A 20014-nucleotide genomic window follows, 5' to 3' on the forward strand; every position below is an offset into this window, starting at 1 on the left:
CCGCCATGCAACTCGACGTGCAACTCGACGCGCCCGCGCCGGCCGCCCCCGTGCCCGCCGCCGGCCAAAGCTCGCATTTCCAGACCTTCGATCGCGTCTTCGGGCGGATGGTCGAGATCCCCGCGGCGATCCTCGTCGTTCTGGAGATCGTCGTGCTCCTGAGCGGCGTCGTCAGCCGTTACGCCCTGCACCGGCCCCTGGTCTGGTCTGACGAACTCGCCTCGATCCTGTTCCTGTGGCTCGCCATGCTGGGGACGGTCGTCGCCTTCCGGCGCGGCGAACATATGCGCATGACCGCCTTCGTCGGAATGGCCACGCCGCGTGCGCGGGCCTTCATGGATACCCTGGCGATCGTCGCCGGCCTCGTCTTCGTCGGGGTTCTGCTGGAGCCGGCCTTCGAGTTCGCGATCGAGGAATCCTGGGTCTACACGCCGGCCCTCGACCTCCCCAACACTTGGCGCGCCGCCGCCCTGCCGGTCGGGTTCGCGCTAATGCTCGTCACCGCCGTGCTGCGCCTCGTGCAGGAGAGCGACTGGCGCCTCACGGGCGCGGCTTTGGCCCTCGGGGCCGGCCTCGCCGCCGTGCTCGCCGGCCTGTCGCCGCTCCTGAGCGGCATCGGCAACCTCAACCTGCTGGTGTTCTTCCTGCTCGGCGTCGGCGCCCTGGTGTTCTCCGGCGTGCCGATTGCCTTCGCCTTCGGGCTCTCGACCTACGCCTACCTCATGAGCACGACCTACGCGCCCGCCATGGTCGTCGTCGGGCGCATGGACGAGGGCATGAGCCATCTCATCCTGCTCGCGGTGCCGCTGTTCATCTTCCTCGGCCTCCTGATCGAGATGACCGGCATGGCCCGTGCCATGGTCGGTTTCCTGGCAAGCCTGTTGGGCCATGTGCGCGGTGGCCTGCACTACGTGCTGGTGGGGGCGATGTACCTCGTCTCCGGCATCTCCGGCTCGAAGGCCGCCGACATGGCCGCCGTCGCCCCGGTGCTGTTTCCCGAGATGAAGGCGCGCGGCGCCAAGGAGGGCGATCTCGTCGCGCTGCTCTCCGCGACCGGCGCCCAGACCGAGACGATCCCGCCCTCGATCGTTCTCATCACCATCGGCTCGGTGAGCGGCGTCTCGATCACCGCCCTGTTCACCGGCGGCCTTCTGCCGGCCGTCGTCCTCGGCGCGACGCTGTGCGCGCTGGTCTGGTGGCGCTACCGCGGCGAGGACATGAGCCACGTCGTCCGCCCCGGTCGGAAGGCGATCCTGAAGGCGCTCGTCGTGGCGGTGCCGGCGCTCGCGCTGCCCTTCGTCATCCGGGCCGCGGTGATCGAGGGCGTGGCCACTGCCACCGAGGTCTCGACGATCGGCATCGTCTACGCCGTGCTGGCGGGGCTCCTCGTCTACCGGCAGTTCGACTGGCGCCGCCTGATGCCCATGCTGGTGACGACGGCGACGCTGTCGGGGGCGATCCTGCTGATCATCGGCGCGGCCACCGCCATGGCCTGGGCGCTGACGCAGTCCGGCTTCTCGCAGGCGCTCGCCGTCGCGATGAAGGAACTGCCCGGCGGCGCGCTCGGCTTCCTCGCGGTCTCCGCCCTCGCCTTCATCGTGCTGGGTTCGGTGCTGGAGGGAATCCCGGCGATCGTCCTGTTCGGCCCGTTGATGTTTCCCATCGCCCGTGCCGTGGGCGTGCACGAGGTGCACTACGCCATGGTCGTGGTTCTCGCGATGGGGATCGGCCTGTTCGCCCCGCCCTTCGGCGTCGGCTACTACGCGGCCTGCGCCATCAGCCGCATCCATCCCGATGCCGGCATGCGGCCGATCATCGGCTACGTCGCGGCGCTGCTGGTCGGGCTGATCGTGATCATCCTGGTGCCCTGGTTCTCGATCGGCTTCCTCTAAAGGCCGGCGCCGCTTCGGGCTGCGGCGCTGATCCGGTCCCGGCTGCCCACGAGGCGGCTCTCGAAGCCCGGGATCAGCCGCTCAGAGCACGCCGCCATGCCCGGAGCGGGCGAGCCGATCGACCTGCTGCGCGTAGCGGGCCTCGGCCATCCGCCGGAGCGCCGTCGTCAGTGTCCGCGCGAGCCTCGCGCGAACGTCCGAGACACCCCTGTCCCGCGGTGCACGATGCCAGCTTCTGATTTCCGTCACGATCGCCACGACACCACCTCACGGCCTGCTCATGTTGCGATGCAATATCGCATGGCCGCGCCGGCCCGGTGATTGAAACTTGTTCCGGCCTGTTATGCGCCCGGCTCATGGACTGAGCGCTGCGCCTGTGGTGGCCATTTTCAGGTTGCATGGCGCGTCATGGCAGTACTCGTTCTGTTGATTTGCAAATAAAAACAAATGTAATCGGCGGTACTGGCATCTGCGCAGCTTTTAGTAGTATTATCCTTCGGCAATGTTGCGATGATCATCGGTCAATACTCGATTATCGGCGGCATTTGCTCCGAGTCTTGATCGAGTTCGATCTGTCTTGGCATCGACAGGGCCTCCAGCTCACGTCGAAGGCCAGCGAAGACCTCTGAACACATGACTGCATCGACGCCGGGGAGCGTCCGTGCACCGTCATAGGAATATTATGCTAAAACGGGGGGTAAGGGTGGCTACTGCATCGAGAAGAGCGGCCGGTCGGTTGAGCTTGGCCTTGGCCGCGGCCGGCATAGTGCTGGCAACGCCGGCCGGCGCGGGGTCGGCCGCGCAGCCCGGCGGATCGATTGGCATTCCCGCGGGTGCACAGATACCCGTCGGTCTGTACTTCGTCGCCGTGCCGAATTACGGCGTCCGGCCCACGTTCCCGGCTTCGTCGGATCTCAACGTCAACACGGCGACCTTCGCCCTGTCGACCCCGTGGTCCGTTCTCGGCGCGCGGCTGCAATTCATCGTCTTCAACCGCTCCGCCGTCTCGGCGAGTGCGCGGGGGGCTCCCTCGTCCACCGGCCTGGGCCAGAGCCTGTACGCGACGCAGCTCGCCTGGAACCTCGGCAACGATGTCGGCGTCAGCTATTTCCTGGGCGGCTATGTCCCGAATTCCACCCGCTTCGGCCCTCAGGAGGGCTCGCTCTCGCACCGGTTCGCCGTGAGCTACACCGGGAACGGCTACAATCTGACCGCGAACCTGCTCTACGGTCACTTCCTCACCGACCGTGCCCTGAACGGCACGCGGGCCTTTCCCGACTATCTCAACATCGATCTCACCGCGACGAAGAGATTCGGTAAGTTCGAATTCGGTCCCGTGGCCTATGCTTCGACCGATCTGCCGGTCGGCAACGTGGCGGGCTACCGGCGCCAGAGCCAACTCGCGGTCGGCGGGCTGGTCGGCTACAATTTCGGGCCGGTCAACGTTCAGGCCTACATCACCCGCGATGTCGCGGAGCGTCATTACGGCGGCCAGGAGACGCGGGGCTGGGCGCGGCTGATCGTGCCGATCTGGCAGGACAAGGGCGAGGTCGCGCCCAACCGCACCCTCGTGACCCGCCAGCAAGGACAATAGCGAGGCGCCGCGGTGTTGCGCGTGGCCAGAGGCGCGGTGAGGCCGCTCGGCGCAGTGCGCTGATGGGGCGTTCGTTCGAATGCCGTGGGGCTTGGCGGATACGGCCTTCGGACCGCGCCGGGGGCGCGGTCCGACCGGGACGGGGCGGCCTCAGCCGAGGGTGCCTCCGCCGAAAGTGCCGTCCGCGAAGGTCGAGCGGCCCTCGTAGAGCCCGTCTTGCAGGAAGTGCTGCATCGGGTCGATCTTGGCCGCCGCGACATCGGTATAGGTTGAGAGGTAGGTCGAGGAGTCGAAGGAGGCGGAGGGATCGCGGCCCTCCTTCCAGCCGTACTGTTCGTAATGGGTGAGCGGGTTGAGGCCCGCCGCCTTCACGTCGCCGTAGGCGGCCAGATAGCCCTTGGTGTCGAACACCGCGTTCGGGTTGCGGCCCTCCTTCCAGCCGTACTGCTCGAAGTGGCGGGCAGCGAAGGCGAAGGTGTCCGTGGTCCCGGCCGCCTGCGCGACATCGGCATGGGCGAGCAGGTAGTATTCCGCGTCGAAGCCGCCGCGGATGTCCCCGCTGCGTCCGACGGCGTCGTGGATCGCGCGGCCCTCGGCCTGGCCATTGGCAAGGTAGTGCGCGAGCGGGTTCAGGCCGGCGGCCTTCACGTCGGGATTGGCCGCGAGATAGAACTCGTTGTCGAAGCGCACGCCCGGATCGCGGCCTTCCTTCCAGCCGGCCTGCTCGTACTGGTCGAGCGGGTTCGCCCCGGAGGCTCTCACCTCGGGATTGGCCGCCAGATAGCCCTTGGTCGAGAAGAAGGCATTCGGGTCGCGGCCCTCGCGGGCACCGTATTGGGCGTAGTGCGCGTCGGCGTCCTGGCCGGCCTGGAACACGTCCTTGTTGCGGGACAGGTAGAACAGGTCGTCCACGAGCGGCTTGCCGTCGTTCACCACGATCGTGGCGTCGGAGAACAGGTAGCGCTCGAAGCCGCTGACGAGGTCGCGGCCATCCGGTCCGCTGGTGGCCGTGAGGCTGCCGGCCTCCGTGACGGTGACCGACGCGAAGCTCGTGTTGAACACCAGCGTGTCGTTGCCGCGCCCGCCCGACAGGACGTCGTCGCCCGCGCTGTTGACGATGATGTCGTCGCCCGCGCCGCCGAAGAGGCGGTCGGCGAAGGGCGTTCCCTGCAGCACGTCGTTGCCGTCGGCTCCCGTCCGGCTGACGCCGCGGGCGAGCACGCTGTCGGAGCGGGCAGCGAGGTTCTGGATCCGCGCGTCGGCCGCCGGCGCCGTGTCAGCCTGCGCGAAGGGCGTCACGCTGTGGAACGCCTTGAGGTACTCGGCGAGCGCATCCTGCTCGCTGCCCTGGGCCGCGAAAGTCGCGGCGTTGGGCAGCGAGGCCGGCGCGGCGCTGCTCAGCGCCACCCGGTTCTCGCCATAGGCCGGGAAGGGGTAGTTGTCGCCGCCGAGCCCCGGGGCCGTGCTCGTGCCGGTGGTCAGGAAGTCGAGGGTCACCGCGCGGATGCTCCGGTTCGCATCGCCGACGAGCTGGCCGTCCTGCACCAGGGTGTCGATGAGAAAGCCGTCGGCGTCGACGATCGCCGCCGAAATGATCCGCTGCCCCTCGCGGGTGACGGTGCCGTTGACGTCCACGGTCTGGGCCTGCCGGGTCGCGTCGAACGAGAAGCTGATCCCGCCGATCTGGGGGAACGCGCCGGGCGTGGCACCCGGAGCGGCCGAGGAGACGGCGTGCTCAAGCACCCGCTCCAGCTCGGAGGCGGTGACCGTGACCATGGCGAGCGCGTTGTTGAAGCGCAGCGAGTTGGTGACGTCGAGCTGCGAGATGTCGCCCGCCGCCTTGCCCGCCGCCGGGTTGGCGGCCGGGGGAAGCTCCGCCGTGCTGCCGCCGGTCGTCGAGAACGAGCCGATCGAGTCGCGGATGCCGCCGCCGTTCTTGATCGAGACTGCGACCGCCCCGTCGAACTGCTTGGCGTACCAGAGGTTGGCATCCGCCGTGAGGTTGCCGAGGTTGGTCTCTTCCGTGCGGACCTCGCCGCGGCGGCCTTCCAAGTACACGCTGGAGCGGCCGAGGATGTTGCCGTCCTGCTGGCGGATGATGTCGGCGATGCCCGCGGTCTCCTGGATGCCGTCGTTGTTGACGTCGAGGCCCTCGATCACCTGCTGCACGAGGAAGCCCTTGGAGCCGGGCGTGAAGGCGGCGGAGGTCGAGCCGTAGAGCTGCGTCACCGTGGTGTCGTCCACCGCGACGGCGCCGGAGGTGGCCGAGTTGATCGAGTCGCGGATGACGTGGCCCTGGTCGTCGAAGGTGACGTTGAGGCGGCCGACATAGGAGTATTCGGAGGCGGTGTTCACCAGGGCTAGGGTCTGGCCGCTGGCGTTGGTGAAGAATTGCGGGTAGCCGCCGCCCGCCCGGTCGCCGGACAGCAGCCGGTCGTCGGCATCGGCGAGCAGGGTGTGGGAGCCGCCGCCGATCAGCACATCGACGTTGCGCAGGAGCGGGGCCAGCGCCTGCTCGTTGGCGAGCTGCTGCAGGTGCGTGCCGACGATCACCTTGTTGAGGCCGGGATTGGCCGCGAGCACCCGGTCGACCTCGGCGTTGATCTGGCTCGCCAGCAGCGCGATCTCGTCGCGGCCGGTGAACCCGTCGACCGTGACGTTGCCGAGTGTGCTGATCAGGGGGTTGATCTGCGTCGTCGCGCCGATGACGGCGATCCGCTCGCCGTTCTCGACGAGGATCGTCGAGCGGGCGATCTTGTCCGCGCCGGTGCCGGTCTGGGTCGAGGTCGGGCCGGTCTGGGCGAAGGTCGCGCCGTCACCGTCGCGGTGCACGAGGCCGGACAGGGCGGCCTCGCGGGAGAAGTTGAGGTTGACCGACATGTAGGGGAAGAGCGCGCCGAGCCAGGTGTCGTCGGCAGCACCCGCCGCGGCGCCGAGATTGGCGCCGATGATGTTGGCGACCTCCGTCGGCCCGCCATCGAACTCGTGATTGCCGAACACCGCGGCCTGGACGCCGACGATGTTCTGGATGGTGATGTCGGCCCGGCCGGGGGAGGCCGCGAGCCGGCCGTAGGCGCCGGCGCCGGACAGCCCATAGAACTGGTTGTAGACGCCGTTATAGGTCGCCGCCATCTGCGGGTCGGCCCCCGCGATGTAGAACGGGCTCGGGATCCAGGCATCGCCGGTCGAGAGCGTGATCGAGTTCGGCGTCGTATCCTCGAGCCGATCGACGATGGCCGCGAAGTTCGCCGCGCGCTGGGTCGCGAGCAGCCCGCCCTCCCAGTCCGAGGCGTGCAGGATCTGGAGCGTGTAGGTCATCGGTTTGGCCTGCTCAGTGGTGAAGTCGAGGCGGTTCTGGGGGATGGCGGCGGAGGCGTTGCCGGCCGCGTCCGTGAAGGCGCCGGCCGGCACGATCACGTCGTAGGCGGTCCCGGGCCGCAGATCGGCGCTCGGGTTGATCGTCACGGTGTCACCCGCGATCGTGACTTGCGCAGTGTCCGAGACCGCGATGGTGCGCAGGTCGCCGGCGCCGTCGGTGAGGGTGATGCTGCCGGTGCCGGCCCGGACCGCCTCGCTGAAGCGCAGGACGATGTCGGCGTTCACCGCCACCCGCGCGGCGTCGTCGGCCGGCATCGAGGCGACGAGGACCGGCGCGGTCTGGTCGAGGCGCAGGCCGACGAGGACGGGATCGTGGTCGGATTCCCGCGCGGGCGAGCGGCCGTCGAAGGAGATGGGCGAGCGGCCGAAATCGAGGTTGTAGTCGATCGCGTCCGCCTCGTCGGCGTTGATGTGCCACTCGGTGACGCCGCTGACCTGCTGGTTCAGGCTCGCGCTGGCGAGGGCGTGGTCCAGGGCGCCGTAGGCCCCGTCGAAGACGTAGGAATACGGGTTGGCGAGACGGTCCTCGGCGAGGTTGGTGAACCCAGCTGCCTTGAGGATGTCGAGCGCGTCCTCCTTGAGGTAGGCGTTGAAGTCGCCGAGCAGGAGCGTGTCGCTGTCCTGGGTGCCCGTCGGCCGCATCGAGACCCACTGCGCCAAAGCCGTGGCCGCGAGTTCGCGCTGCTGCTGCCAGGCGCCCTGGCCGTCGCCCTGGTCGGCATCCGCGCCGGTCCCGGTGCCGCCCTTCGACTTGAAGTGGTTGATGATTGCGGTGAAGTCTTCGCCGGTGGCGGTCTCGTTGAAGGTGACCGCGAGCGCGGCCCGGCTGGTGTTCGCGCCGTTGAAGAGGTGCCCGAGGGTGCTCTGCTGCAGCAAGGCCGGGTTGAAGGCCGCCACGTCCGTGTCGTCGAGCCGCTCGATCGTGGTGTTCATCGCCACGCTGACCTTGCTCGGCTTGTAGATGAAGCCGACCGCGATCGCGTCGCCGCCGAGGAACTGGCCTTGGTCGAGCTGCGCGCCCGGATTGATGGAGGCGTAGGTGCCGGCGCCCGCGCGCAGGTTGAGCTGGCCGACGAGGTATTCCAGCGCGTTGCCGGGGTCGCCCGGGCGGAACTGGTTCTCGATCTCGGTCAGGCCGAGCACGTCCGCCCCGGTGCCGATCAGCGTCGTGACGAGCTTCTCGGTCTGCCGGGCGAGTTCTTCCGGCGAGTTCGCGCCGCGCGGCTCGAGACCGATCGCCGTGCGGGCGGCCGAACCGGTGTCGAGGGTGGTGAAGTAGTTGAGGACATTGAGGCTGCCGACCTTGAGCGTGCCGCCGACCGGGTCGGGCTCGGCGGGGCGCGGGTTGGCCGTGACGAAGCGGTTGTCGCCGTCGTCGATGGCCCGCACGCGGTAGGCGCCGGCCGGGCCGAAGCCGAGGGTGCCGGTGAGCCCGGTCACGGTGTCGCCCATGCGCGGCGCCGTCGCGGTGGCATAGACCGGGCCGAAGCCGTCCAGATTCTCGACCGGCTGGTTCTGGGTGTTGAGGCCGTCGTCGTAGGTGATCGAGCGCGCCGCCGTCTGGGCGAGATAGGCGGCGTAGGCCGCCGCGTTCGGCTCGAATGCGTTGGTGAAGGTCTCGGTCCGGCCGCCGGCGGCGAGGCGGATCTCGTTGAAGCGGTCGAGGTTGAACTGCTCGGTGATCGAGAGGGTCTGGGCAAAGCGGACCAGCATGCCCTCGTAGCGCTCCAGATCGGGCTGCGCGGTGGTGCCGGTGCCGATGACCCCCGCCGCCGGCAGTTCGACGGCGACCGCCGCGGCTTTGACCTCGGCCGGCGTCAGCGCACCGGCGCGGACCACCTGGATCGCCGCGGCGTTCGAGACCGCGATCTGGGTCTCGCCGTTGAACTCGGTCACGGTGCCGGTGACGCGCACCCGGTCACCCTCGTTGACATCGACGAGGCGGTTGCCGGTGCCCTCGAAGACGAAGACGCCCTCCGAGGTCAGCGGGTTGCCGTCCTGGTCGGCCGCCTCTTCCTGCAGGTAGAAGCCGCCGAGGTTGCGCTTGGCGTCGGCGTCGCCGTTCTGGAAGTCGCCGACGACGATCGCCTCGACCGTGACGGTCCGGCCGACCAGCGGGCTCGCCGCGCCGGCCCCCTGCACCGCCGAGATCAGGCTCGTGTCGTCGTTGACGATCGTGCCCGTCGCGGTGCCCGCCGCCGGGCGCACCGCCGCCGCGATGCCGGGCTGGTTCGAACTGGCGCTGCGCAGGGTCAGGGCGAAGGTCTCGTCCGCCTCCGGCACGGCATCCGCTTGGACGCGGACGCTCACCTCTGCAGACGCGGCGCCGGCGGCGATCGTGCCCGTCACCGACAGCGGCAGGGCACCGGCGAAGTCGCTTCCGTCGGCCGCGTTCGCACCGCTGCCGGTGATCTCGGCGGTGAAGGTGACGGCGCCCAGCGTGCCGTTGCTGCGCTCGACCGTGAAGGTGAACACGGTCTCGCCCGTGTCGCCCTCCGCCCGGCTCACGGCGAGCGAGTTCGCGGAAAAAGCGACCTCCTGCGTGAAGCCCTGGGGCAGGGCCGCGTAGACGACCGCGCCACCGTTGGCGACTTCGTTGGCGCTGACGAGAAGGGGCGTGCCCGTCGGGTTGCGGTCGGCGGCGATGAAGGTCAGCACCTCCGGGCCGAGATCGGTGGTCGCGCCGGGCTGGGGCGGGACGTAGGAGACGTAGGCCGCGTTGGCCGGGTCGGTCACGTCGTAGACGATGACGCCGCTCTGCCGCTCCAGGCCGACGAAGGCGTAGATCCGCCCGTTGACCGTCCCGATCGTGATGCCTTCAGGCTCGGGGCCCTTGTTGTCCGAGCGGTCGTCCGGCGTGTTGCCGGTGACCTGATCGTTGTTGAACCGCTCCGGCGCGATCTGCGCGAAGATCTTCTCGAATTCGCCGCCGGTCTCGCGCACCTTGGTGATCGTGCCGTCGAGGTTCTGGCGGAAGATCGAGATGCCGCGCCCGCCCAGCGTGTGGAGCTGGTCGATCACGCCGTCGCCGTCGGTGTCGCCCGTGCGCAGCAGGACGTTGAGGCGGGCATAGGCCGGGTCGGCCTTCAGCGCCTGAAGCTCCGGGGTCAGGCGGCTGTTGGCAATGCTGCTGAGGCGGGCGACATCGCCCGTGTCGTCGCCGCCGCCGATGACGCGCTGGTCGCCCTCGTTGGCCGTGACGAAGTAGGTCGCGCCGCCCGTCGAGAAGCTCGCCACCGCGTCCGGCTGAAGCAGGCCGTAGATCGGGGCGTTGGCGGGCGTCGCCGCGATGCGGATCGAGGGCGTGCCGGTGCCTTGCGGGTTGGCGGGCCCGTCGCGGTCGGAGGCGTCGAACTCGTTTCCGGCCAGCGAATGGTTCACCGACCCGAGCGGCTGGATCGCGATGGGAGCCGTGCCGGGATTGGTGAGATCGATGATCGCGACGCCGTTCACCTCCTGCAGGGTGACGTAGGCGAAGCGGTCGTCGGGGGAGATCGCGATGTATTCGGGCTCGATGTCGGCCGCCGCGCCGGTGCCCGGCTTGAGGGCGAGGCCGCGCGCGCGAAGGGTGGCCTCGCTGCCGTCGAGCCCTTCGAAGCCGACGGTCGCCGTGACGGCGGCGTTGGCCGCACCGCCCGAGACGTCGATGATCGAGACGCCGCCGACCGGGTTGCTGGTCGCGCTCGCCTGCTCGCCCTCGTTGGCGACGAGGATCCGGCTGCCGTCGCGTGTGAACACGATCTGGTCCGGGCCGACGCCGACGGTCAGCGAGCGCAGCAGCGTCCCGTCGGCATCGAACAGGGCGACCCGGCCCGGCGCGTCGCCAGCCGCGTTGGCGTAGGCGACCGCCACGAGGCCGTTGAAGACCGCGACCGAGTTCACCGCACCGTATTGCTCGAGGCCGGACAGTAGGATCTCGCCGGCCTTGCTCAGGGCGCCGGTGGCGTCGAGCGAGGCGATCTCGATGCGGTTCTCGGCGGTGTTCTGAATGTAGAGGCGGCCCGTGCCGGAATCGTAGGCCACCACCTCCGCGTTGGGGGCTGTCGACGTCGCCGGATCGTTGGTGGCGGCGTAGGCGCCGAGCCGCACCAGTTGAAGCGCGTTCGTGGGCACCGGGGGCGCCGTGGCCGTGGCGCCGGAGACGCCCTGGAGCGAGGGGGCCGCCTCGAAGATCGCGGTGCCGCCGATGCGCGGGCCGGTATCGTCGTTGATGATGGTGCCGGTGCCCTGGCCGTCGGCCACCGTGGCGCCCCGGACGTTCGAGACCGTGACCGAGAAGGTCTCGGTCGGCTCGATCACCGTGTCGCCGAGGATGTCCACCGTGAAGGTCGTGGCGGTCTGGCCGGCCGCGATGGACTGGCCGGTAAGGGCCCGGGCGACGTAGTCGCTGCCGGCGGTGGCGCTGCCGTCGGCGGTCGCGATGTCGAAGCTGACGCCGCCCGAGGGGGCTGGCGCATTCAGGGAGACTGTGAAGGTCAGCTGCCGGGTGCCGGTATCGCCCTCGGCCACCTGGACGTCGTCGATCGACAGGGCCGGGATGGTCGGGGCGGCGGTGATCGTGAAAGCGCTGTAGCCGGGGGCGCCGATGCGGACCGTGTCGCTCTGGGACCAGGATCCGGCGGCGCCGATCGCGGTCAGGAGCCCGTCGCGGGTGCCCGAGAGGGTGCCGGCGTAGCGGCCATTGTCGGCGCCCAGCGCGACGGCGGTCTGCCCGAGGACGAGGCCCGGCGGCAGTGCCGAGGTGTTGGCGTTCGTGCCGTTGGCCGCGAAGCCGGTTGCTCCGTCGGCGAAGTTGATCGCGTACAGGAAGGTCGGGGTCGCGTCGGAGCCCTGATAGGCCAGGATCTGGTCGCCGTCGGTGCTGAACGAGAAGTTCGGGGCGAGGGCCGACGTGTAGACGGGGCTGTCGGGGCCGCCCGCGCTGCCGTCGGATGTCGGGTGGATCACGGTGCCGGCCGCAACGGCCGTCGGCGCCGTGTAGGTGTAGGTGCCCTCGCTGGTGCGAAGTGCGTTGCCGCTCGAACTCCAGCCGTTATCCGTGAAGCTGATGGCTGTGCCGGCCTCGATGTCCCGCAGGACGACGAAAGCGAAATCGTCGGGGTTGTCCGCATCGTACCCGACGATGGCGATGTCACCGGCGGCAAGGCTCGTGGCCATGGTACGTCTCCAGGCGGCAGAGCAGCCCTGTCGCGGCTGCCGCGTGCTGCGAAGCGAAGGGGTTCGCCCGGGGCCGAACCCGCACGCCGATCCCGACCGCCCCGGGAGGGGCGATCACGGTCCGGAGGCACGGTTTCGGCTCGTTTCCGCCCCGGCCCCTCGCTAGCGCCGCTCCACAACAGTCCTGTGAAGCTTTCCGGACAATCGGCGGCTTCGGCCGGCTCCGCGGCACGCAGGCACCGGCCAGACCTTCGCACCGGACAGGCCTTCACAACCCGCGCCGCCCGCCTCATCACTCTCCGGCCCGTGCCGACGGTGCCTCCGGGCCTCCGCGGTGCCGCCGCGCGGGTCAGGCCGTCCGCCCCTCCTCGTTCGAAAGCCGCAGCGAAGCCGCCATGCCCGACCCCGTCGATGCGCTCCTCGCGATCCTCGATCTGGAGCGCCTGGAGACCGATCTGTTCCGCGGGATCAGCCCGCGAATCGGCTGGCCGCGGGTGTTCGGGGGGCAGGTCGTGGCGCAGGCGCTGGTGGCCGCCTCCCGCACGGTTGAGGCGCCCCGCCCGCCCCATTCCCTGCACGCCTATTTCCTCCTCGGCGGCGATCCGGCGGTGCCGATCGTCTACGAGGTCGAGCGCATCCGCGACGGCGGCAGCTTCACCACCCGCCGGGTCAAGGCGATCCAGAAGGGCCGGGCGATCTTCGCCATGTCGGTCTCGTTCCACGTCACGGAGGAGGGCGTCGATCACGCCGCCGGTCTTCCCGACGTGCCGGGACCGGGCGCGCTGGTGGATGCGCGGACCCTCGTCCGGGACGGCGGCAGCATCGTGCCCGAGCCGATGCTCGCCTATTTCACCCAGGCTTGGCCGATCGAGCTGCGGCCGGTCGAGACCGAGCGCTATCGCGACCGCAGCCCGAGGCCCGCGCGCTACCATGTCTGGATGCGCGCGACGAAGCCTCTGCCGGACGATCCGGCGGTGCACCGGGCGGTGCTGGCCTACGCCTCGGATATGACGCTGCTCGATTCCACGCTGATCCCCCACGGCCGCACGGTGTTCGACCCCGAGATCCAGTCGGCGAGTCTGGACCACGCCCTGTGGTTCCACCGCCCGTTCCGGGCCGATTCCTGGCTGCTCTATTCGCAGGATAGCCCGAGCGCGTCGGGCGCTCTGGGCTTTGCCCGCGGCACGTTCCACGACGAGGAAGGGCGGCTCGTCGCCTCCGTTGCACAGGAAGGGCTGATCCGCTCCCGGCGCAGCTGAAGCGAGCCGGTTCGCGCGCATTCTGCCGCACAAAAGTACTTTATGCTGATCTTTTGTGCATTATTTGCGGCCACGCTGCGCGATGGGGCGCCACGGCTCGCTCACGTTCTGGGCAGCGCTGCGAAAGTGGAAATGGTTCCGCTTGGCACGGTCCTTGAATGAGGGCGCCCGGCTGCGGGGTCATTCCGATCCCCGCGGAACCGCTGGGTCTCGGCCGGTGCGCGGCCGGCGGTGAGACGACAGGACAAAGGGGGCGCCGCCCATGAAAATCGTGATGGCGATCATCAAGCCGTTTAAGTTGGAGGAGGTTCGCGACGCTCTGACCGGCATCGGCGTGCACGGCCTGACCGTGACCGAGGTCAAGGGCTACGGCCGGCAGAAGGGTCACACCGAGATCTACCGCGGTGCCGAGTATGCCGTGAGCTTCCTGCCCAAGCTCAAGATCGAGGTAGCGGTCGCCGCCGACCTCGTGACGAGCGTGATCGACGCGATTGCGGGTGCCGCCCGCACCGGCCAGATCGGCGACGGCAAGATCTTCGTGATGCCGCTGGAGAAGGCGGTTCGCATCCGGACCGGTGAGACCGACGCGGACGCGCTCTGACACTCTGTCCCGCATCGCTTTCCTCTTCGATGCCCTGACAGCTCTTCACCCGTTCCGGCGGAACGCGCCCGGCCGCGCCGCCCACCCATTCTCCTCAGCGCTCGACGCACTGCGATCTGGAGCTTCTTGTCCATGAAACTTCGTAATCTTCTCGCGCTCGGACTGGGAGGAGCCGCCCTTGGCCTCCTCTTCGTCGAGCCGTCGCTCGCGCAGGCGCCGGCGGTCGAGCCCGCCGTCACCGCGGCCGCACCGGTGCCCAACAAGGGCGACACGGCGTGGATGCTGCTCTCGGCGATCCTCGTCCTGCTGATGACCGTGCCCGGCCTCGCCCTGTTCTACGGCGGCCTCGTGCGCACCAAGAACATGCTCTCGGTGCTGACCCAGATCTTCGCGATCGCCTCGATCGTCTGCCTGCTGTGGGTGACCTACGGCTACAGCCTCGCCTTCACCAATGGCGGCGGCCTCAACGACTTCGTCGGCGGCTTCTCGAAGGCCTTCCTCAAGGGCGTCGACGCCAACTCGGTGGCGGCCACCTTCTCCAACGGCGTCGTGATCCCCGAATACGTCTACATCTGCTTCCAGATGACGTTCGCGATGATCACCCCCGGCCTCATCGTCGGCGCCTTCGCCGAGCGGATGAAGTTCTCGGCGCTGGTCGTGTTCACGATCCTCTGGGTCACGCTGATCTACTTCCCGATGGCCCACATGGTTTGGTACTGGGGCGGTCCGGACGTCTTCGCCGACGCGGCCCGCAAGCTCGCCGCCGCCGGTGGCGAGGCCAACGCAGCGGCCAAGGCCGAGTACGACGCGGTGCTCGGCGATGCCGGCATGCTCTTCAAGTGGGGCGCCCTCGACTTCGCCGGCGGCACCGTCGTGCACATCAACGCAGGCATCGCCGGCCTCGTCGGCTGCCTGATGCTCGGCAAGCGCATCGGCTACGGCCGCGACCTGCTGGCCCCGCACTCGCTGACCATGACCACGATCGGCGCCTCGCTGCTCTGGGTCGGCTGGTTCGGCTTCAATGCCGGCTCGAACCTCGAAGCCAACGGCGCCGCGGGTCTGGCGATGATCAACACCTTCGTTGCCACCGCCGCTGCTGCCGTCTCCTGGCTGTTCGTGGAATGGGCCGCCAAGGGTAAGCCCTCGCTCCTCGGCATGCTCTCGGGCGCCATTGCCGGCCTCGTCGCCGTCACCCCGGCCGCCGGCTTTGCCGGCCCAATGGGCGCGATCGTTCTGGGTCTCGCCGCGGGCGCGATCTGCTTCGTGATGTGCTCCACCGTGAAGAACGCACTGGGCTACGACGACTCCCTCGACGTGTTCGGCGTGCACTGCATCGGCGGCATCCTCGGTGCCATCGCCACGGGTATCCTGGTCTCGCCCGATCTCGGCGGCGCCGGCATCCCCGACTACACCACCAAGCCCGGTGAGCTGACCGTCGGTGCCTACGACATGGCCGCCCAGGTCATCATCCAGGCGAAGGCGGTGGGCTTCACCATCCTGTGGTCCGGCATCGGCTCGGCGATCCTCTACAAGCTCGTCGATCTGACGATCGGCCTGCGCGTGACGCAGGAAGAAGAGCGCGAGGGCCTCGACATCGCCGACCACGGCGAGCGCGCCTACAACTACTGAGTGAGGGCCTGCCGTCTCGGCAGGCATCCTGAATCAGGGCCTCGGCGGTGATTCGCCGGGGCCTTTTTTGTGCGGTGTGGGTGATGCCGGGCCGTCTTCCACCTTGTTGCTCCGGGGCTTGGCGGCCGGCTTAGTCAACAAAACGTAAAGATTGCATCCAGTTTTGAGGCGAATGTGCAGTTTTGTGCGCCTCAAAAGATGTTGCTTTCGCGCAACATTCTCCGCCCTCAGGTTGATATAGGTCAAAAACGCCCAAAAAATAGGCACTTGCGCAAAACTTCATTTTGCGGCGCGGCGGCGAGTTCGGCACCTTGGCCGTATCGAATGTGGGGCTGACTACAATGACAATCAAAACAAAGCTTCTGGCCGCGACCGCGGTGCTTTCCACCCTGAGCATCAACGCGTTGCCAGTCCTCGCCGCAGATATGCCCGCCGCCAAGTCGGCGCCCGTCATCGTCGAGGAGCATTGTAAGGCTGCGATCTCCACCCCGACCTTCGGCGGTCTCATCAAGGCGAACCCGAACCCGGCCTGCATCGTGACGGGACTGGGCGACATCTATGTCGGCGGCGCGGTCACCGGCTTCGCCTACACCCAGACCAACGCCTTCGGCATCCTCTCGCCCAGCGCTGAGCAGGACCGCTTCGGCCGCGTCGACTTCTCGAACCTCCAGGGGTGGATCCAGAAGGCCGACGGCCCGCTGCAATTCTACGTCCATGCCGGCCTGTACTCGATCCCGGCGCTCGGCCTGCCGCTCTACTCCGCGTTCGAGCAGACCGAATCGCTGTTCGGCCCGATCCCGGTGGCCTTCGGCAAGTGGCAGATCAACGACGAGTGGTCGATCCAGGCCGGTCGGATGTTCACCAACATCGGCTCCGAGCTGCTGTTCACCTACCAGAACCTGAACATCTCCCGCGGTCTGCTGTTCAACCAGGAGAACTTCATCAACCACGGCGTCCAGGTGAACTACGCCAACGGCCCGTTCGCGGCCGCGCTCGCGGTGACCGACGGCTTCTACTCGGGTGAGCTGAACTGGGTGACGGGCTTTGCCACCTACAAGCTCAACGACGCGAACACGATCGGCATCAACGGCGGCACGCATTTCAGCGATTTCGACGCCTCGACCCGCAGCCCGCGCTTCCAGTTCGCGACGATCAACTCGCTGCAGAACAGCAGCATCATCAGCGTGAACTACACCTACGCCAACGGGCCGTGGATCATCTCGCCGTACTTCCAGTACACAAACGTCGCGCGCAAGGAGGGGTACTTCTCCCCGATCGAGGGCGCGGAGACCTGGGGCGGCACGCTGCTGGCCGGCTACACCTTCACCGACAACTTCGCGCTCGCCGGCCGCCTCGAATACATCGAGCAGTCGGGCACGCGGGGCGTGGTCACCGGCCGCGGCGGCACCAGCGTCCTCTACGGTCCGGGCAGCTCGGCCTTCTCGTTCACGATCACCCCGACCTTCACCTGGGATCGCTACTTCCTCCGCGGCGAGTTCGCGACCGTCCAGGCCTACGACGTGACCCCCGGCTTCGGCTTCGGCCGCGACGGCACCAAGCGCTCGCAGGAGCGCTACCTCATGGAGACCGGCTTCACCTTCTGAGATCCGCGCCGGTTCGCCGGCGGGACACCACCTTGCTTTGGGAAGCCTCGGAGAAATCCGGGGCTTCCTGCATTTCGGGCGGCACCCTGGCCCGGACCCCGGCCGCCGACGGTCCACCGCTTTGCGGCGCAGACTTAGCCCCGCGTTAACCGCCCCGCATTAGCCTTACCGGATCGTTGACACCGGACCGGTCTGCGCATGCGTTCCCTTCGCCGTTCCGCGTCGCCCTACGACACCTTCGTCGACAGCCTGAGGCCGTTCCTGGCCAAGCGGCTGACGGAGTGCGGCGGCCTGATTCTTTTCACCGGCGCGGTCGCATTGACCGTCGCCCTGGCGACGTGGTCGATCAACGACCCGAGCCTCAACCACGCCACCGACCAACGGGCGCACAACGTGCTCGGTCGTCCCGGAGCCGTCGTGGCAGACCTTGCCATGCAACTCCTCGGGCTCGGCTCGATCGCGCTCGCACTGCCTCCTGCCCTGTGGGGCGTGCGGTTGATGCGCGAGCGCGACCTGCCGCATGGCGGCTTGCGCATCGTTCTGTGGTTCGTCGGCGTTCTCTGCGCAAGTGCGGTCGCGAGTGCCCTGCCGCCGACGGATCGCTGGCCCCTGCCCACCGGCATGGGCGGCGTCGCGGGCGACGCGCTGCTCGCCGGCACGCGGATGCTGGTCGGGCCGCTGGCGCATTTCGCCGGCTTCCTGTTCGCGGCCTCCGCCATCCTCAGCCTCACCGCCGCTTGCCGCGTGACCAAGCCGGACTTCGAGGAGGACGAGGAGGGACCCTACGGCGCCGCACGCCCGGCGCCCCGTTCCGGCCGGGCCTCGACCCACGAGGAGCGCCACGATGCCGACGAGCCGAGCCTCGGCATCCTGTCGCTCGGCGCGCTCGCGCAAGCCGTCATGCGCGGCCGCGCCTCGCTGCGCACCCGGCTCGAATCCTGGCAGGCGCCGGCCGACGAGGCGGAGGGGCTGGCCTATGCCGGCGCCTCGCCCGCACTCGCCGCGCGCCGCGCCTTCGCCGACTCGGACGAGGCACCCTGGGCGCCGCAGGCCCGCGAGCGGGCCGACGTCTCGGGCCGCCGCGAGCCGCAATTCGACTCGGAAGAGGACGATTCGGACGAAGCGCCCGCCCGTGCCGTCCCCCAGCGCCCCGCGCCGAGTGCCGCCGGGGCGGAGACGACCGCCGACGAGCCACCCACCCGCGTCTCCCGCCCGCTGCCGCAGGCCCCGGCGGCGCGTCCGCGTCCGGCCGAACCCCGGCTGGAGGCCGGCGAGTACCGGCTGCCTGCCCTGGAGCTTCTCGCCCGTCCCCGTGAGGCGGCGCCCGGCTCCGAGGTCTCGGCGGAGGCGCTGGAGCAGAACGCAACCATGCTGGAGGCGACGCTGCAGGATTTCGGCGTGCGCGGCGACATCCTCGCCGTGCGCCCCGGCCCCGTCGTCACCCTCTACGAGCTGGAACCGGCCCCCGGCACCAAGTCGAGCCGGGTGATCGCGCTCGCCGACGACATCGCCCGCTCGATGTCCGCCGTCTCCGCCCGCGTCGCCGTCGTCCCCGGCCGCAACGCCATCGGCATCGAACTGCCGAACGCCAAGCGCGAGACGGTGTTCTTGCGCGAACTTCTCGCCTCCGAGGATTTCGTCGAGACCAAGCAGAAGCTCGCCCTGTGCCTCGGCAAGAACATCGGCGGCGAGCCGATCATCGCCGACCTCGCCCGCATGCCGCACCTGCTGGTGGCCGGCACCACGGGTTCGGGCAAGTCGGTGGCCATCAACACCATGATCCTGTCGCTGCTCTACCGGCTCAAGCCGGAGGAGTGCCGCCTCATCATGGTCGATCCCAAGATGCTGGAACTGTCGGTCTATGACGGCATCCCGCACCTGCTCTCCCCCGTCGTCACCGATCCGAAGAAGGCGGTCATCGCCCTCAAATGGGCCGTGCGCGAGATGGAGGAGCGCTACAAGAAGATGTCCAAGGTCGGTGTCCGGAACATCGACGGCTTCAACGCGCGCCTCGAAGAGGCCCGCGCCCGCGGCGAGACCCTGACCCGGACCGTGCAGACCGGCTTCGACCGTTCCACCGGCGAGGCGGTCTACGAGGACGAGGTCATGGACCTCAACCCGCTGCCCTACATCGTGATCGTGGTCGACGAGATGGCCGACCTGATGATGGTGGCGGGCAAGGACATCGAGGGCGCGATCCAGCGGCTGGCGCAGATGGCGCGTGCGGCCGGCATCCACCTGATCATGGCGACGCAGCGCCCCTCGGTCGACGTCATCACCGGCACGATCAAGGCGAACTTCCCGACCCGCATCTCCTTCCAGGTGACGAGCAAGATCGACAGCCGCACGATCCTGGGCGAGATGGGCGCCGAGCAGTTGCTGGGCCAGGGCGACATGCTGTTCATGGCTGGCGGTGGGCGCACGACGCGCGTGCACGGGCCGTTCTGCTCGGACTCGGAAGTCGAGACCGTGGTTGCCCACCTCAAGCGCCAGGGCCGGCCGTCCTACCTCGAAGCCGTCACGGCGGAGGAAGGCGAGATTCCGGCCGGGGGGCCTGCGTCCGAGGATGGTCCGGTCTTCGATGCCGGCCAGTTCGGCGGCGGCGGGGAGGGCGGTGACCTCTACGAGCAGGCGGTGGCCGTGGTGCTGCGGGACAAGAAGGCCTCCACCTCCTACATCCAGCGCCGTCTCCAGATCGGCTACAACCGTGCCGCCTCGCTGATGGAGCGGATGGAGACCGAAGGTCTCGTCGGACCGGCCAACCACGCCGGCAAACGCGAGATCCTCGTCGAGCCCGAACCGCAGGCTTACTGACCGGCCGACCCGCCGCCTGCATCGTCTGATTGTCCAGCGCGCCGCCTTCGTTCGAGGGCGGCGCGCTTTCGCGTTTCGGGGCCTGC

9 protein-coding genes are annotated in these 20014 nt (G+C 69.0%); 7 read left to right on the plus strand and 2 right to left on the minus strand.

The features are described 5' to 3' along the window. The first annotated feature begins 5 nt into the window (after positions 1–5). A complete protein-coding gene (locus tag OVA30_RS06750; RefSeq protein WP_268175001.1) occupies positions 6–1892 on the plus strand; it encodes a TRAP transporter large permease in 1887 nt (628 codons plus the stop codon). An 81-nt stretch (positions 1893–1973) separates the two neighbouring features. On the opposite strand, the gene OVA30_RS06755 is transcribed toward OVA30_RS06750, so the two are convergent. Then, positions 1974–2150: a hypothetical protein gene (locus tag OVA30_RS06755; RefSeq protein WP_015950834.1), complete on the minus strand. Its 177-nt coding sequence runs from the start codon at positions 2148–2150 to the stop codon at positions 1974–1976. A gap of 424 nt (positions 2151–2574) precedes the next feature. Here OVA30_RS06755 and OVA30_RS06760 point away from each other — a divergent pair, with 424 nt between their 5' ends. After that, a complete protein-coding gene (locus OVA30_RS06760) occupies positions 2575–3486 on the plus strand; it encodes a transporter (RefSeq protein WP_268175002.1) in 912 nt (303 codons plus the stop codon). 150 nt (positions 3487–3636) lie between these two features. Here OVA30_RS06760 and OVA30_RS06765 read toward each other — a convergent pair whose 3' ends face one another. Then, positions 3637–12021: an ExeM/NucH family extracellular endonuclease gene (locus OVA30_RS06765; protein ID WP_268175003.1), complete on the minus strand. Its 8385-nt coding sequence runs from the start codon at positions 12019–12021 to the stop codon at positions 3637–3639. A 395-nt stretch (positions 12022–12416) separates the two neighbouring features. Here OVA30_RS06765 and OVA30_RS06770 point away from each other — a divergent pair, with 395 nt between their 5' ends. The 5 genes from OVA30_RS06770 (at position 12417) to OVA30_RS06790 (ending at position 19928) form a co-directional block, all read left to right on the plus strand. Further along, positions 12417–13280, plus strand: a complete 864-nt coding sequence (locus tag OVA30_RS06770; protein WP_268175004.1) for an acyl-CoA thioesterase — start codon at positions 12417–12419, stop codon at positions 13278–13280. Positions 13281–13542: 262 nt separating this feature from the next. Further along, a complete protein-coding gene (locus OVA30_RS06775; RefSeq protein ID WP_004447263.1) occupies positions 13543–13881 on the plus strand; it encodes a P-II family nitrogen regulator in 339 nt (112 codons plus the stop codon). 132 nt (positions 13882–14013) lie between these two features. After that, positions 14014–15510 (plus strand): ammonium transporter, encoded by a 1497-nt coding sequence (locus OVA30_RS06780; protein ID WP_268175005.1) that lies wholly within the window; start codon positions 14014–14016, stop codon positions 15508–15510. A gap of 341 nt (positions 15511–15851) precedes the next feature. Continuing rightward, on the plus strand, positions 15852–17114 hold the full coding sequence (locus OVA30_RS06785) for an outer membrane beta-barrel protein (protein ID WP_056119261.1): 1263 nt from the start codon (positions 15852–15854) through the stop codon (positions 17112–17114). Between the two features lie 198 nt (positions 17115–17312). Beyond that, entirely contained in the window at positions 17313–19928 is a 2616-nt protein-coding gene (locus OVA30_RS06790) for a DNA translocase FtsK (RefSeq protein WP_268175007.1), read from the plus strand. The last annotated feature ends 86 nt before the right edge of the window (positions 19929–20014 follow it).

The sequence above is a fragment of the Methylorubrum sp. SL192 genome, from assembly GCF_026672325.1.
Lineage (GTDB): Bacteria > Pseudomonadota > Alphaproteobacteria > Rhizobiales > Beijerinckiaceae > Methylobacterium > Methylobacterium extorquens.